The organism is Clostridium neuense, assembly GCF_045310695.1.
GTDB lineage: Bacteria > Bacillota > Clostridia > Clostridiales > Clostridiaceae > Clostridium_S > Clostridium_S neuense.
In genome coordinates this window covers 38,053-54,605 of record NZ_JBJIAA010000014.1, presented here as the reverse complement: position 1 = coordinate 54,605, position 16,553 = coordinate 38,053, and the positions used below count along the sequence as shown (strand labels likewise).

The 16,553-nt window shown below is 31.6% G+C and carries 14 protein-coding genes; 13 read left to right on the top strand and 1 reads right to left on the bottom strand.

Features of this window, described 5'->3' with window-relative positions; translation table 11 throughout:
- Nucleotides 1-3: 3 nt before the first annotated feature.
- The 5 genes from ACJDT4_RS16465 (at nucleotide 4) to ACJDT4_RS16445 (ending at nucleotide 4,769) form a co-directional block, all read left to right on the top strand.
- Nucleotides 4-1,425, top strand: a complete 1,422-nt coding sequence (locus ACJDT4_RS16465) for a carboxylesterase family protein (protein ID WP_406788678.1) — start codon at nucleotides 4-6, stop codon at nucleotides 1,423-1,425.
- 309 nt (nucleotides 1,426-1,734) lie between these two features.
- The gene (locus ACJDT4_RS16460) at nucleotides 1,735-1,881 is read left to right on the top strand and encodes a hypothetical protein (RefSeq protein WP_406788677.1); all 147 of its coding nucleotides are present in this window, start codon (nucleotides 1,735-1,737) and stop codon (nucleotides 1,879-1,881) included.
- Nucleotides 1,882-2,098: 217 nt separating this feature from the next.
- A complete protein-coding gene (locus ACJDT4_RS16455) occupies nucleotides 2,099-2,542 on the top strand; it encodes a HutP family protein (protein ID WP_406788676.1) in 444 nt (147 codons plus the stop codon).
- Nucleotides 2,543-2,696: 154 nt separating this feature from the next.
- A complete protein-coding gene (gene hutH / locus ACJDT4_RS16450; protein ID WP_406788675.1) occupies nucleotides 2,697-4,229 on the top strand; it encodes a histidine ammonia-lyase in 1,533 nt (510 codons plus the stop codon).
- Nucleotides 4,230-4,532: 303 nt separating this feature from the next.
- On the top strand, nucleotides 4,533-4,769 hold the full coding sequence (locus ACJDT4_RS16445) for a hypothetical protein (RefSeq protein WP_406788674.1): 237 nt from the start codon (nucleotides 4,533-4,535) through the stop codon (nucleotides 4,767-4,769).
- A 138-nt stretch (nucleotides 4,770-4,907) separates the two neighbouring features.
- Here ACJDT4_RS16445 and ACJDT4_RS16440 read toward each other — a convergent pair whose 3' ends face one another.
- Entirely contained in the window at nucleotides 4,908-5,636 is a 729-nt protein-coding gene (locus tag ACJDT4_RS16440) for a site-2 protease family protein (protein ID WP_406788673.1), read from the bottom strand.
- Nucleotides 5,637-5,887: 251 nt separating this feature from the next.
- Here ACJDT4_RS16440 and ACJDT4_RS16435 point away from each other — a divergent pair, with 251 nt between their 5' ends.
- The 8 genes from ACJDT4_RS16435 (at nucleotide 5,888) to glpK (ending at nucleotide 16,364) form a co-directional block, all read left to right on the top strand.
- Nucleotides 5,888-6,226 (top strand): arsenate reductase family protein, encoded by a 339-nt coding sequence (locus tag ACJDT4_RS16435; RefSeq protein ID WP_406788672.1) that lies wholly within the window; start codon nucleotides 5,888-5,890, stop codon nucleotides 6,224-6,226.
- 557 nt (nucleotides 6,227-6,783) lie between these two features.
- Nucleotides 6,784-8,298, top strand: coding sequence for an MFS transporter (locus ACJDT4_RS16430; protein WP_406788671.1), 1,515 nt, complete (start codon nucleotides 6,784-6,786; stop codon nucleotides 8,296-8,298).
- Between the two features lie 83 nt (nucleotides 8,299-8,381).
- The gene (locus ACJDT4_RS16425) at nucleotides 8,382-10,883 is read left to right on the top strand and encodes a glycoside hydrolase family 31 protein (protein WP_406788670.1); all 2,502 of its coding nucleotides are present in this window, start codon (nucleotides 8,382-8,384) and stop codon (nucleotides 10,881-10,883) included.
- A gap of 39 nt (nucleotides 10,884-10,922) precedes the next feature.
- Nucleotides 10,923-11,222, top strand: coding sequence for a hypothetical protein (locus tag ACJDT4_RS16420; RefSeq protein ID WP_406788668.1), 300 nt, complete (start codon nucleotides 10,923-10,925; stop codon nucleotides 11,220-11,222).
- A gap of 24 nt (nucleotides 11,223-11,246) precedes the next feature.
- Nucleotides 11,247-11,378, top strand: a complete 132-nt coding sequence (locus ACJDT4_RS16415; RefSeq protein WP_406788667.1) for a hypothetical protein — start codon at nucleotides 11,247-11,249, stop codon at nucleotides 11,376-11,378.
- Nucleotides 11,379-11,751: 373 nt separating this feature from the next.
- Nucleotides 11,752-14,241, top strand: a complete 2,490-nt coding sequence (locus ACJDT4_RS16410; RefSeq protein ID WP_406788666.1) for a glycoside hydrolase family 31 protein — start codon at nucleotides 11,752-11,754, stop codon at nucleotides 14,239-14,241.
- A 32-nt stretch (nucleotides 14,242-14,273) separates the two neighbouring features.
- Nucleotides 14,274-14,834: a glycerol-3-phosphate responsive antiterminator gene (locus tag ACJDT4_RS16405; protein ID WP_406788665.1), complete on the top strand. Its 561-nt coding sequence runs from the start codon at nucleotides 14,274-14,276 to the stop codon at nucleotides 14,832-14,834.
- A gap of 27 nt (nucleotides 14,835-14,861) precedes the next feature.
- Entirely contained in the window at nucleotides 14,862-16,364 is a 1,503-nt protein-coding gene (glpK, locus tag ACJDT4_RS16400) for a glycerol kinase GlpK (RefSeq protein WP_406788664.1), read from the top strand.
- Nucleotides 16,365-16,553: the final 189 nt, after the last annotated feature.

Genomic DNA, 16,553 nt, shown 5'->3' with positions numbered 1-16,553 from the left:
TGTATGATAGCTACAGATATTGTAAAAACAACAGGCGGTAAGGTTCAGGGGTTTGTCTCAGATGGATATCAAATTTTTCTTGGAATTCCATTTGCAAAAGCAAAGAGATTTTGTGCACCTCATGAAGTAAAGTGGGAGGAAACTCTTAAGGCTTTTAAACCTGGTGCAAGATGCTGGCAAAGTTCTAAAGAGGCAAAAGAAGAATTTAATATGTCAGATGACTGCTTAAGCATAAATATATTTACACCAAGTATTAAAGGAAAACTTCCTATTATACTTGATATATACGGTGGAGCGTTTCAAAATGGTGGAGCAGATAAAAAAGTAAAAACTGGGGTTGGGTTATTAAAAGGAGAGCCTTTTGTTTATGTAGGTTTTAATTATCGTGTAGGAGTATGGGGATATCTTTATTTAGGAGAAGAACTTGGAGATAAATATAAAACTTCAGGTAATAATGGAACATTAGATCAAATAGCAGCATTAAAGTGGATTTATAATAATGCAGCTGCTTTTGGTGGTGATTCCAATAGAATCACAGTAATTGGTGAATCTGCTGGTGCTAAATCTATTGGTGCACTCATGGTAGCAAAAGAATCCAAAGATTTATTTCATAGTGCAATATTATCAAGTGGTGGAATTCAAAGTATAAGAGATATAAATACTGCACGTGAAATAACAAAGCGTTTCGTTAAAGTTTTAAAGCTTAATAATGTTGAAGACATTCTTACTATAGATAATGACGTTTTAATGAAGGCAAATGAAGAGTTTTGTGAAAGCGGCGCATCTACTTGTTATTTTGGGCCTGTGGCTGATAATATTGTAATTTCAAGTACATGGCGGCAGGACATTAAAAGTGAAGATGGTTGGAAGGGCAGCGTGGTTATTGGCTGCAATAAGAATGAATCAGGATGGTATAGCTACTTTGCTAAGGATGAAGAATTCAGTAAAATAGCAAAACAGCTCTTTGGTGATAATTCAGTATATGCAGAAAAAGAATTTAGTAAAATTTCTAGGGATATCACTGAGAATGATAGAATTCAAAAGAAATGCGATATTATCTCTGACTATATGTATAGAACTCATACCTATAAATTAGCTGATATTTTAATAGAGAGGGGACTTTCAGTATGGCAGTATAGCTATGAATTGCCACCTGCTCTTCATGGATTTGATATGATAGCATTATGGGAAGATAGTATACCAGAAATGCTTACTAAAGTTTTATCACAAGAGGAAATGAAAAAGTCAGGAGATATTTTACGCAATACATATGTAGACTTTATTATAAATCGCAAGCTAAGCTGGCCTATGTCTACTAAAGAACAAAAATATATTTTGAGAATTGGTTCTGAAGCGTGTGTAGAAAAGTTAGACAAGCTTGATGCACTTATGAATTTTCCGGAACAAGTAATAATACTTAGATAGACAACATGAATATTAAAATTAGCATTACTTCGCTTAGGTCTAAATGCAAGAAATATACATATATACGAGGTTTGGACTAATAGATAGATGACTAATACAAGTTAAAGAAGGATAATGGGACTACATCCCAAACCTCGTATATGATTGTTATCCTTCTTGAACGGAATATTATGTACATCCTATAATCCGATTTCCTATGAAGAATACCATAATAACGAGATTTCAAGATAAAAACAATGATAAACTGTTCAAATAATGTACTATAAAGATTCACGCCTAAAATTCCGTAGGTACGGAGGAATTTTTCCATTGTACTACCGTGGGAGCGAAGTAACAATGCTGAAGGAACGATTTAAAAAAGTCCTAATAAATCTTGGATCAAAAATTGTAAAATACTTAGATATTTCAATTGTTTTGTACGTAAGAGCAATTAATGTAGCTAAAAAACAATATTAAGACGATACTTACTAAAATTATGGTTATTAAAATTTCCTTATTCTTAGTGCTTTCTTTTGCAGCTTCCTTTGTCATATTTGTAATTAAAAGTTTACTTTTAGGGTAAAAAAGAAAAAATAAGTTTTTTAGTTGCAATAGATCATTTAATAATTTATAATAAAATAGTGTTATTAAGTATTAAATTAATAATATTTAAATGATAAGGGAAGTGAATACATTGTTTGAATCTTTAAGCATTGGAAAAGTTGCAATGTTATTATCCATGTCTTCTGATAGTGATGAAGAGTTGATTAGAAATAAGGCAGAAGCTCAAGGATATAAAGTTTTTAAAGGATTCGTTGGAGCAATGGATTCTTCCAAGATTTTTGCATCCATAGAAACAGCTGCAAAAAGAGAAAAGTTCATAAAAAATATTTATAGAGAAGAACATTCACTTTATCATGCTGTTTTAGAGGCATATGAAGGTGTTTGTCGTGGTCAGATAGGTCTTGGAAATGTACTTAGAACAGCTGGACTTGTATTTACGATTGTTAAGGGATCAAGACTTCCTGGAGATGTGAAGGACGGAAGCTGGATAGCGGTTGTTTTGTATGGAAACATGGGTGCACCTGTTAAAGGATATGAACATGAAGTTATAGGACTTGGTATATATCCCGTTTAACTACAATTTAATATTTTATTTAAGTGATTTAGTGCTCAGAGTTTAAAGTGCAGCAGTGCATTTTATATAGTTTTTTTAGGGGGCAAGATTCATTGTGGTGAGTCTTGCTCTCTTTTTGTGTTTTAATATATGAAAAAATGGAGGAATTTATAATATGAATACTATTTTAATTGATGGAAACAGTTTAACGCTAAAAGCTTTAGCCCTTATTGCTAGAGATAACTACAAGGTAGAACTTGCTAATGAAGCTAAAAAGAAGGTTGAAAAATCAAGAGCAATTGTTGATGATATAGTAGAAAATGAAAAAACTATATATGGAATTACAACTGGTTTTGGAAAGTTTGCAAATGTAAGTATTTCTAAGGAAGATTGTAAAACCCTTCAAAGAAATCTTATAATTTCACATGCTTGCGGTACAGGAAATAACCTTCCTACAGAAAGTGTAAGGGCAATCATGCTTTTGAGGGCTAATGCACTCTCAAAAGGATTTTCTGGAATAAGGCTTAGCACACTTGAGACTTTAATTGAAATGCTTAATAAGGGAGTTCACCCTATAATACCAGAAAAAGGTTCTCTCGGAGCATCTGGAGATTTAGCACCGCTTGCACACATGGTACTTCCTATGATTGGAGAGGGCGAAGCTGAATATAAAGGTGAGGTTATGCCTGGAAAAAAAGCAATGGAATTAGCAGGGATTTCACTAGTAGAGCTTGTTGCAAAAGAGGGACTTGCTTTAATCAATGGAACACAAGTAATGACAGGAGTTGGAGCACTTACAGTTTATGATGCTATTGAACTTTTAAAGGTAAGTGATATTGCAGCAGCTTTAAGTCTTGAAGCGTTAACAGGAATTACAGATGCTTTTGATAATAGACTTGATATGCTTAGACCTCATCAAGGACAAATTAATACTTCAAAAAACATTTTGAGTTTAGTAAATGGAAGCAATTTGACTACAAGACAGGGGGAACTTAGAGTACAGGATGCTTATGCTTTAAGATGTATACCTCAAGTTCATGGAGCAAGTAAAGATGCAATCAATTACGTAAAAGAAAGAGTTGAAATAGAGATAAATTCTGTTACTGATAATCCAATAGTTCTTGAGAATGGTGATGTGATTTCGGGAGGAAATTTCCACGGTCAGCCAATGGCATTAAGCTTTGATTTTCTTGGAATTGCTCTTTCTGAAATAGCTAATATATCTGAAAGAAGACTTGAAAGACTTGTTAATGGACAGCTTAGTAATGGACTTCCGGCATTTTTAACAGAGCAGGGAGGACTTAACTCTGGTTTTATGATAACTCAATATGCAGCTGCTTCTTTAGTATCAGAAAATAAAGTCCTAGCACATCCAGCAAGCGTAGATTCTATACCATCTTCAGCAAATCAAGAGGATCATGTTAGCATGGGAACTATTGCAGCAAGAAAGGCAAGACAAATACTTGAAAATGCCAAGAGAGTGTTAGCAACAGAGCTTATGGCAGCTTGTCAGGCAGTTGATTTTAGAGAAGGAGCAAAATTAGGAGAAGGTACTTCAATTGCATATAAAACTATAAGAGAAAAAGTTGATTATATTAAAGAAGATAAGGTAATGTACAAAGAGCTTGATAAGGTTACGGATATGATAACAAGTGGGGAAATTGTTAAGAATGTTGAGAGTGACGAAAAAGTTAATATTATAATCTAAAAATAATGTGAAATAACAATGATTCGCTCCCACGGTAGTGCAAGGAAAAATTCTTCTTTACCTACGGAATTTTATAAAGTGCATAAGATTTTGTTCATCAATCACATGGACTTATGCCCAAATTCAATATGTATATTTTCATTGATTTTTAGTAATAAATTGGATAAGAATATATTGTATGGATTTAATTGTAAAATAAATTAAAATATAGTATAATATCTTTAATATATAAATAAAACTATGATTTTGTAATTCGTAGTTTTATTTTTTTACTTTTAATTGTATGGATAGGGGAGGGATATAATGAGGAAAATTCATATTATAAGTATAGTTTTAGGTATAATATTAATCATAGTAATAATTCTAACCATTTTTGCATTGTTAGGAAGAAAGCTAGTAATTATATGTAATAAACTAAGTATGGAAACAAATGATGGAGCTAAGAATGAAGAGCAAAAAGATAGCTGGCTTATAGCTGATGCGTCAGACAATGAAGTAGATGCAGAAGTTATAGAACCAATAAAGAAAACGAAGGAGTAAGGGTTACATGATAAAGTTGTTGAAATATATAATTCAAAACATTCAGATTCATCTCAATATAAAAATGCATCAAATTATATAAAAAATAAATTTTAAAGAAAGCCATTTTGACTTTCTTTAAATGATTTTTAATGAAAATCACGTCTTATCTATATTACAATCTTTAACAATAAGAGCTGGTACTTTATCTTTTATATTTTCCATTTTTGCAATAACTAACTCCATCTTTTCTTTATTAGAGGTTGCTTTGTAATATTGGAATTTATAATAATATCCATAATAATTAATTACAATATCGTTTGACTTTAAAAGTGATTCAATGCTATTTAAATCAATTTTTGAAAAATCCCTGCATATAATTTGATTTTCAGTTAATTTAAATAAAGCTATTTCCTCAGCTGCTTCTTGTCCACCTTTATGCAGTCTGCTCCATCTTCCACCATCAGTATATAGGATACCTGTTTTTAAAGGAAGTGGGAGAATACAAATGATTCCCATTCCTAATGGCATTGCCCCTAATAGTAGAAACACTATATTCTTTGTAATGATACTTAAAGGCAGAAAAATAATCCCCATAATTATTGAAGCTAAGGGGCCACCTAATAAAACCTTTGACCATATCTTTATATTATTTTCATTAGCTTCTTTAGGTAAAGTACAGCTAACACCACCCCACATAGCAGCATGCTTTTCAAAGTAAAATTTTATGCTATTATGTTCATTTCTTGTTATTCCTAAAGGCCCAACGATTAATAAATAAAACTTCCATCCATTAATTAGACCTACAATAATATGTCCTAGTTCATGCACTATACCAGAAATGAAATAGCATAATATTGAAGTCAATATAAAATTAATAATTAGCATTTTTAACTCCTAAAAATAATTATATTTTGAAATGTTTTTATTTTAAATTATAATTATAAAGATAAACTACTCTGAAACTTGAAATTTATTTGTACCAAAATGCTGTCTTCTCGGCATTATGGTGCATAAATAGTTTGTAGTTTAACTATATATGTAATAATTATAACATTAATTATATATATATTTACCAAATTTTTGAGTTTACTGTAAGCGGTATTTATATATATAATATAACTGTAGAGGGTGATTTTTTGAACATTCAAATTTTCGGAACTAAAAAATGTTTTGATACAAAAAAAGCAGAAAGATATTTTAAGGAAAGAAAAATAAAGTATCAATTTATAGATTTAAAAGAAAAAGCATTAAGTAAAGGTGAACTAGCTAGTGTTAAAGCTGCTATTGGCTTAAATAATTTAATAAATACTAAGGCAAAAAAATATAAAGCTTTAAATCTTGATAAAATAAGAGCTGATTCAGTTAAAGAAGAAATACTATTAAATAATCCTGAAGTATATGTTACACCAATAGTTAGAAACGGCAGAGAAGCAACAGTTGGATATAATCCGGATGCATGGAGTAATTGGAAATAGGTGCATCCAACATGACTTTAATAAAAGCTTTTCATTTTTGGAAAATTATAACCATATTGTAACTTGACATCATGAAATAAATATGTAATACTAAGAATACGATTACAAATTAGAAAATTTAATATTTAGGCTAAGAGAATGAGAGATACAGCCACATAAAACTACGTTTTTTACAAAATATATATTTTGTAAAAAATTTTAGACTTGTACATATTAACAAGATATTGTATAAGTGTAGTTTTATGTGGCTATAATTTTGGAAAAAATTATTTGCAAAACTACTTTAGATTTGAAGCGAGAAATATATTATTTTTTTTAATCTTAGTTACCATACAAGTATGGTAGTTACGATTAAGGAAGAAAAAAGTTTGTTTATAATCCTTAAAACAGTATAAGGTTAGCAAGTAAAAAGGAGGCGTAGTATGAAAAAAACGTAATTACTAAATGTATTTCATATTTTTTAAGATAGATGTAAAGGTTTAACCCAGTCTAAGAATTTTTTGTTACCTAATTTTAAGAAAATAAAGAGTTTAATGATTATAGGGAAGGTGGAAATTATGGAAAAAGAAAAAATTTCTAATGTATATAAACCAAGAAAAATTACAGTACTTAGGTCAATAGGTTTTGGCGTAGTTGACATGATGGGTGGAGGAGCTTTTACCATTATAGGTGCTTGGTTATTGTTTTTCTATACTACATTTGCTGGGCTCAATGCAGTACAAGCAGCTTCGATTATTGCTATAGCGAGGATAGTAGATGCTGTTACTAGTTTAATAATGGGAGGATTAACAGATAATTTTTATAAAACAAAACTAGGAAAACTTTTTGGACGCAGGCATTTTTTCTTATTAATAGGTATACCTCTAATTTTAGAATTTTCGTTAATATGGATAGCAAAAATGAACTATTGGTACTATTTAACTTCTTATTTGCTTTTTGAAATAATTGCTGCAATGGTATTAATTCCTTGGGAGACACTGCCAACAGAGATGACTAATGATTATGATAAGCGTACAAAATTATCTTCTACAAGATTGATTATATCCTCTATAGGTAGTTTCTTAGCTACTTTTATTCCAGGTCAGCTTTTTAAATATATGGGACAAAATAATGCTTCATCATTTTTAATTAATGGAATAGTTTTTTCATGTATTTATGCTGTTTGTATATTCATATCGTATAAATCAACCTGGGAACGTCCTGTTACAGAGGAAATGATTAATGAAATCAATGAAAGAAGTAAAAAAGAAAAGGGGAATTTTATATTAAATCAATTAAAAATTTATATTTCTACATTAAAGTTAAAGACTTTTCGTAAACATTTAGCTATTTATTTACTTTCATTTACTGCCAAGGATACATTTAATGCAGTATTTGCATATTTCTGTGTTTATGTATTATCCGTCAGTGCAACAACTGCAGCAAATGTTTTGTCTTTAAGTCTTATTGGACCACTGATAATATTTATTTCAGGATTTTTAATGATTAAATTTGGCCCTAGATGGTTATATACTGTTTCATTTACTATTGTATTAATTTCACTAGCAGGGTTTTACATGTTGTTTTCAATTAAACCTAGTAACATAACTGTTTTATTGTTTGCAATAGGATTTGTTTATAATATTGGTCTTTCAATATTAACTTTTGCTCCGTGGAATGTATTTCCCCTGATACCTGATTTAGATGAAATCATTACAAGACAACATAGAGCAGGAATTTATGCTGCGGTCATGACATTTGTTCGTAAATCAACAGTTGCAGTTGCTACATTCTTTGTAGGAATTATATTGAATTCAAGTGGATATATAAAAGGTAAAGCAACACAGTCAATTGAAGTACAAAATGCCATTACATACATTCTTGTATTTGGAACTGGCATACTCATTTTACTTGCTTTATTATTTGCATTGACCTTTAAATTGAATAAAAAGACTCACAGTGTTATTAAGAATGAATTAGAGCGTCTTAAAGCCGGAGGTTCTAAAAAAGATGTTGATACTGATACAAGTAAAGTTATTGAAGAATTAACTGGTTATAAATATGAAGATATATGGCAGGAAATTGAGTCATAAGATAATTTTAAATAAAAAACTTAGAAGTTAATATAGTATGAAGTTGAAATGGTTTATCTATAAGATTGAAAGGGTGGAGTTTTATGTTATTAAAAAAGTTTTTGTCAATGAAAAAGATTGAAAATGGCTATTATGTTAAAGGTGATTCAGCAGATATAAAAATTATTTTTATGACGGATGATATTATACGTGTGAGAGTATCTTTTGATAAAAGGTGGGAAGAAGAATCTTATACATTAGTTATGACAGCGTGGGAGGATCGTTTAGATCATTTATTTCATGAAGAACGTAAGAGAATAAATGCATTAGATATTCCGTTTGAAGAAACAGAAACAGAAATTACATTTTGCACAAAAACATTAAAACTCGTTATGACTAAATCACCGTTATACTTTTCTATCTACAAATTAAATGGAGAAAAATTATATAATGATATTCATGAAAGAGCCTTTGAGCGTGATCACATAGGCAGAATTTTTCATTACAATCAAATAGATCCACAAAATGATCACTTTTATGGATTTGGCGAGAAAACTGGAACTTTAGATAAATTAGGTAGAAGAATGCGTATGTCTCCTAAGGATGCGATCGGACATGATCCAGAGTTTGGTGATCCTATGTATAAGCATATTCCGTTTTATATAAAATTAAACAATAATAATAAACATGCTTTAGGCTTATTCTATCATAATTCCTACGATTCAACTTTTGATATGGGAAATGAAATTAGTGGATATTGGGCACGTTATAGTTATTATGAGGCTGATGGAGGAGATATTGACTTATTCTTCATTAATGGACCAACAGTTAGTGAGGTTCTAGATAATTACACAAAGCTTACAGGAAGACAGGCTATGCCGCCTAAACAGAGTCTTGGATATACTGCTTCTACAATGTATTATGCTGAACTTGAAAAAGATTGTGATAAGGAAATATATGAAGTCATTGAAAAGTATTTTGAAGAAAAAATGTATATAGATAATTTTAAAGTAGCCTCTGGTTATTCATCGGGAGAAAAGGATAATTTAAGATATACATTTAACTGGAATAAAAAAAGATTCCCTGATCCTGATGGATTCGTAAAAAATATGAATGAAAAAGGTATTAATGTAATTCCAAATTTGAAGCCTGGTATTTTGCCTAACCATCCTTATAAGGATGAGTTTGAAAAGGCAGCTGCATTTATTAAAGATCCAGATGGTAATAAAGATTATTTGGGTCGCTGGTGGGGTGGCATAGGAAGATTTATAGATTTTACTAAACCATCAGGAAGAGAAATATGGAAAACTTTACTTAAGAAAACTATATTAAGCAAGGGAGTAACAACTGTATGGAATGATAATTGTGAATACGATGGTGTTGAAGACCGTAATGCTATATGCGATTTTGATGGTGGAAAAGGAACTATGGCAGAGCTTAAAATTATGCATTCAAATATGATGGCATATACTGCAAAAAAGGCTGTTTCTGAAATGTATCCTAATTGCCGTCCATATATTATAAATCGTGCTGGATTTGCTGGAGTTCAGCGATATGCTCAAACTTGGGGAGGAGATAATCTAACTGATTGGCGTACATTAAAATTTAATATAGACACAATTATGGGTATGGGGTTATCTGGAGTTGCAAATAATGGCTGTGATATAGGAGGCTTTGCAGGAGGTGCTCCTGAAGGTGAACTTCTTTTAAGATGGATACAGAATGGTATATTTCAACCAAGATTTTGCATTAATTCAGCTAATAATGATAATACTGTTACTCAGCCTTGGATGTATGAAGAGTATAATGAATTTGTACGCAATGCATATACTCAGCGTTACAGAATGCTTCCATATTTATATTCTTTAATGTATGAGGCACATATTACTGGTAAGCCAATAATGAGGCCATTGCTTATGGAATTTCAGGATGATATCAATTGTTATGAGGATAAATATAGTACATTTATGTTTGGATCATCAGTTTTAGTGGCAAATGTAGTTGAAAAAGGAGCAGTTTCAAGAAAGCTTTATTTGCCAAAAGGCTGCAAATGGTATGATATGAATGATAATATGCATGAATACGAAGGTGGACAGGTAATTGAAATCCCAGTTACACTTAATAGTATTCCTATGTTCCTTCGTGGTAGTGGGATTTTTGTAACAAGTGAAGATGTAAAACATATTACAACCGATAAAATGAAAAATTTAAATATTCTGATTGGTGCAGAAGGCGATAGTAGTTTTTACTTATATGATGATGATGGTGTAAGCAATGATTTTGAAAAAGGGGTATATCAATATACCGAAATTAAGGTGAGTGGTAAGGCACGTAAACAAATTTCATTTAAAACAACTGGAAGTTATGAAAATGAAATATCAAATCTTAAAGTTCAGCTTATAAGCAAGGAGAAAGGGGCATACTGGGTTACAGTAGATGGTGAAAATATACCGCGTTTCCTTAATAAGACTTCATTTGAAAAGTCTGAACAGGGATGGTATTACGATTTGTCAGATAGGACAATTTTATTAAAATGTAAAAAATCTATAAAAAATGATTTTGACATTGTAGTTTCCTGTGAAAAGTTTGATTTAATTGGTATGTAGAGGAGAAATAAAAATGGCATTTCAAGAAAAGTGTTTTCAATGATTGTAAGATGTTATGCAGCTACTTATGGTGATGGAATTGACGGATTGATGTTATGTGGAACACCAGGAGTATTTAAGACAGCAGCACCACTTATTTCTACTTTAAAAAAGCTAATAGATGAAGGCAAAGGAGAAGAAAGTGCTGCTGATTATGAGGAGAAGCTTATGGGATGGATGTGGACATCAAAACGTTATGAGGAAAATCCTATAACCTCGAGAAGCGAGTGGGTTTGTAGTGATCCAGAGGTGATTGCAGATCATGTAGGAAATTATGGGGAAGGAGTATATGCTGTGTAAAATTGGCTTGCAGAAACGGGGCATATGGTAAGAACAAAGATTTATCCAGGATACCGACATGAAATACTTAACTATCTCGATATTAGAGATGAAGTTGAGGATGGAATAATAGAATTTGTTAAATACATTATACAGATAGACAACTTGGAATATTAAAATTACAGTGTCCAAGTTTATCCTTGGAATCTATGATTTTCCCTAGAGTACAGAGTACAATTGACAGAGTACAGTGAATGATGACTTTCTTCCGTTTCACTACAGAAAGTCTTAAAACTAATGCTGACGCCAATTTTTTTAGACTGCCTATTTATTTAGTTCAGCAAAGCTGAACATCATTAGTTATAATTAAAGATTTACCTGAGAGAAACGAAAGGTAAATCCACCTTTACTGTGCTCTGTACTCTGTCAGTTGTACTTTGAGTTGAACCATAATTTTACAGGGCAAATTTAGTATTAGTAATTTATATCTTTCAACTTGTCTATCTATATGAGTGTATAAGTAAGATTAATATGACAGGAGGATGACATTATGAAGGTAAGTAATAAAATTATAAGTGTCAAAAATATTGATAATTATTTAGAAGTAACTACTAATGCAGCTATATATAGAATTGTACTTTTAACTGATGATATAGTAAGAATCCGCTGTACTTTTAATAAAGAGTTTAAAGAGGAAGCTTCCTATGCTTTAGTTATGACTGCGTGGAAGGATAAAACTGACGAGTTATTAGCTAAAGAAAGAATAAGAATAGAAGCACTTAGTAGTAAATATGAAGATTCAGATGATTGTATTACATTGGCTACAACAAAATTAAATATAAAAATTTATAAAGAGCCTTTTGGAATAGAGATTTTAGATAAAAAAGGCAATGTACTACATTCAGACTTAAGGGAAAAAGCTTATGTGAAAGATTCTCTCGGAAGATTATATCATTATTCCTGCATGGAAGATGAAGATTACTTTTATGGATTTGGTGAAAAATCTGGATATTTAAATAAAAGAAAAAGAAGAATGAGAATGCATAATTTTGACACCTATGGCTATGATTCAGAGTATACAGATCCTTTATATAAGCATATACCTTTTTATGTTAAGTTTAATAGTAAAAGTAATATAGCAACTGGCATGTTCTATAATAATTCCTATGATTCAATTTTTGATGTTGGCTCTGAGAGAACAGGCTATTGGAAGGATTACAGTTATTTTTGTGCTGATGGTGGTGAGTTAGATGTATTTTTCATATATGGGCCTACAATAAAGTCTGTAGTAAAAAATTATACCGATTTAACAGGAAAAACTAAATTGCCTCCAAGATACTCTCTAGGCTACATGGGCTCAACAATGTACTATACAGAACTAGATAAAGATTCAGATAAAACTATTTTAAAGTTTTTAGATAGATGCAAAGAGGAAGGAATCCCTTGTGATGGTTTCTTTTTATCTTCAGGTTACACTTCATCGAAAGATAATAAGAGATATGTGTTTAACTGGAATCATGATAGATTTAGTGATCCTAAAGCTTTTGTTGAGCAAATGAAAGAAAAGGGTGCTTCCTTAGTGCCTAATATAAAACCGGGAATGTTAAATTCTCATCCTTTATACAAGGAATTTGATGAAGCAGATGCTTATATAAAGGACGAAACAGGGGAAAAATCTCAAATGGAAAGATACTGGGGAGGTCATGCTTCCTTCGTAGATTTTACGAGTCCTAAAGGAAGAGAAGAGTGGAAAAAACATTTAAAAGCTTCTTTAGTTTCTCTTGGAATTACATCAATATGGAATGATAATAATGAATATGATATAAATAACCAGGATGCTGTATGCTGTGTTGAAGGGATGAGAGATGAGATAAATGGTTTTAGACCTATAATGACAAATTTAATGTCGTTAGTAGCAAATGAGGCAGTAGAAGAAGTTTATCCAAATGCTAGACAATATATAATCAGTAGATCCGGTTTTGCAGGTATACAGCGTTATGCTCAAACATGGGCAGGCGACAACAGTACAAGCTGGAAGAGTCTTAAGTTTAATATTCCTGTAATACTTGGATTAGGGCTTTCAGGAGTAGCAAACCAGGGCTGCGATATAGGTGGATTCTATGGAGAAGTACCTGAACCAGAATTGTTTGTAAGATGGGTTCAAAATGGAATATTTCAGCCAAGATTTTCAATACATTCTTGTAATACCGATAATACTGTTACAGAGCCTTGGATGTATGCATCTTGCACAAAATACATACGAGATGCCATAAATTTTAGATATAAATTAGTGCCATACATGTACTCTTTATTATACGAAGCTTCTGTAGAGGGAAATCCTATTATGAGACCTTTAGTGTATGAATTTCCAGAGGATAAAAGGCTGCTTTCTGAGAGCTTTGATTTTATGCTTGGAAGTTCTATTCTTGTTGCCAATGTTCTTGAAAAAGGTGCAAAAACAAGAAAGGTATATTTACCAAAAGGAGCTATTTGGTTTGACTGGTACACAAAACAAGTATATCAAGGGGGACAAACAGTAGAATTTGAGGTTTCTTTAGCTTCAATTCCTATGTTCTTTAGAAGTGGAGCAATTGTTCCTATGTGTGAAAATCTAATGAATCTTCATAAGGATTCTATTGAAAAGCTTGAACTTTTAGTAGAACCATCACAGGAAGCAAGTTTTGTATTATATGAAGATGATGGTGTTACAAATGATTATAAGAAGGGTGAATATTTAAAAACAACTATAAGTATTAATAATAAAAATGGAATAAAAATTAATTTTAATAAAGAAGGTAATTATAAAACAGAAGTTAAAGAAATGGTTGTGAATGTAGTTTGCAAAGATATGGCTCCAAAGCAAGTTAAACTGGCGGATAAAAAACTTCCTATGTTCCTTGACGAAAAAGAATGGGAAGCAAGTAAATTTGGATGGCACTATGATATCGAGCAAAAAACTGCTAAAATAAAATACAATAACATTGATGGGAATTATACATTATTTGTTGATTGTGATTTTAAAGATTTAATTTCCATGTAACTAAAAATATATAAAAAGAATGAGTGATGTTTATGAATACTGAGCAATTATTAGAGCAAAATCCAGTTATAGCAGCAGTAAAAAATAAGGAGCAATTAGAATTAGCAATAAATTCACAAATTGAAATTATATTTGTTTTGTTTGGCGATATAATGAATATTAAGGAAATAAGTAATATAATAGCAGCTAAAAATAAAATAGGCATAGTCCACATTGATTTAATTGAAGGATTATCAGCTAACAGAGAAGTTGTTATGCGATATATTAAAGAAGAAACAAAGTTTAAGGGAATAATTAGCACTAAAGCACAAGTTGTTAAGCTTGCTAGCAAGTATGATTTGTTAGGAGTTCAAAGGGTTTTTGTTTTTGATACTCTTTCATTAGCTAGTGTAAAAAATCATGTAATTTCTGAATGTGATGCAGTAGAAGTGCTGCCAGGGGTTATTCCTAAGGTACTTCAAATAATTGCAGGGTATTCTAATAAACCACTTGTTGCTGGTGGTTTAATTGAAACTAAAGAAGAGGTAATGCAAGCTTTGAGTTCAGGGGCAGCATGTGTATCTACAACCAAGAAAGAGATTTGGAATATGTAGAGTAAGAGAAGGAAGGTGGCGCGGTATATGGAAAAATATATAATAGCCTTAGACCAGGGGACTACAAGTTCAAGAGCAATAATATTTGACAAGGAACAGAATATATTGGAGATTAGTCAGAAAGAATTCACTCAAATTTATCCAAATAGAGGGTGGGTTGAACATGATCCTTTAGAAATCTGGGCAAGTCAGTATGGTGTTTTGCAGGAGGTAATGGCAAAAGCAAATATAACTCAAGAAAATGTAGCAGCAATAGGTATTACTAATCAAAGGGAGACAACAATTGTTTGGGATAAGAATACTGGAGAGCCTGTATATAATGCTATTGTATGGCAGTGCAGAAGAACAGCAGCTATAGTTGAAGAATTAAAGAAAGATAAAGAGTTTGCAGAATATATAAAAGAAAATACAGGGCTGCTTTTAGATGCATATTTTTCAGCTACAAAAATAAAATGGATATTAGACAATGTGAAGGGCGCAAGGGAAAGAGCTGAAAAAGGTGAATTACTGTTTGGCACAATTGATACCTGGCTAGTGTGGAAGCTTACAAATGGTAAAACTCACGTAACCGATTACACCAATGCATCTAGAACTATGCTTTATAATATAAAAGAATTAAAGTGGGATGAAAAGATTTTAAAAAAGCTTAATATTCCAAAAGCAATGCTGCCAGAGGTTAAAAATTCCTCTGAAGTTTATGGATATACAAATCTTGGAGGTACAGGTGGCATAAGAGTTCCAATAGCAGGTATGGCAGGAGATCAACAGTGCGCTTTGTTTGGTCAAACTTGCTTTGAAGAAGGCAGTGTTAAAAATACTTATGGAACAGGCTGTTTTTTACTTATGAATACGGGAGAAAAAATGATTCAAAGTAAAAATGGATTGGTAACTACTATTGCAATTGGACTAGATGGAAAAGTTGAGTATGCATTAGAAGGATCCGTATTTGCTGGTGGGGCTGTTATTAAGTGGATTAGAGATGAATTAAAATTAGTTAATGATGCTGCAGATACAGAATATTTTGCTAAAAAGGTAGATGATAATGGAGGTGTTTACATTGTTCCAGCATTTACCGGTCTTGGTGCTCCATATTGGGATATGTATGCAAGAGGAGCTATTTTGGGGCTTACAAGAGGTACTAATAGGAACCATATAATTAGGGCGGCAATTGAATCTATTGCATATCAATCTAGAGATATCATAGATGCTATGGAGGAAGATTCAGGGTGTAAACTTACAAGAATTAAAGTTGATGGAGGGGCTAGTAGAAATAATTTATTAATGCAATTTCAAGCTGATATTATAGGGGCGGAGGTTGTAAAACCTATAATAACTGAGACAACAGCTCTTGGTGCAGCGTATTTGGCGGGGCTTGCTGTAGGCTTTTGGAAATCAAAAGATGAAATTGCTAAAAAGTGGCACGTAAGTCAAACCTATATCCCTAATTTACAAAAGGAAAAAAGAGAAAAGTTATATGAAGGTTGGAAGAAAGCAGTTAAAAGAGCAGAAGGTTGGGAGTGCAACAGTTGACGATTGAGAGTTGACAGCTTACAGGTAGATGTGAATAGTTTATAGATGATAGTTTACAGTTAAGGATAAATTTTCAACGCTATGCTTAGAAAAGTTTATTTTAAATTGCTTATTTATTTTACAAGCATGTTTAAACAGTGTATAATATAAAGTATAATTTAATACAATTGCTTAGAGATTTAGAGTCAA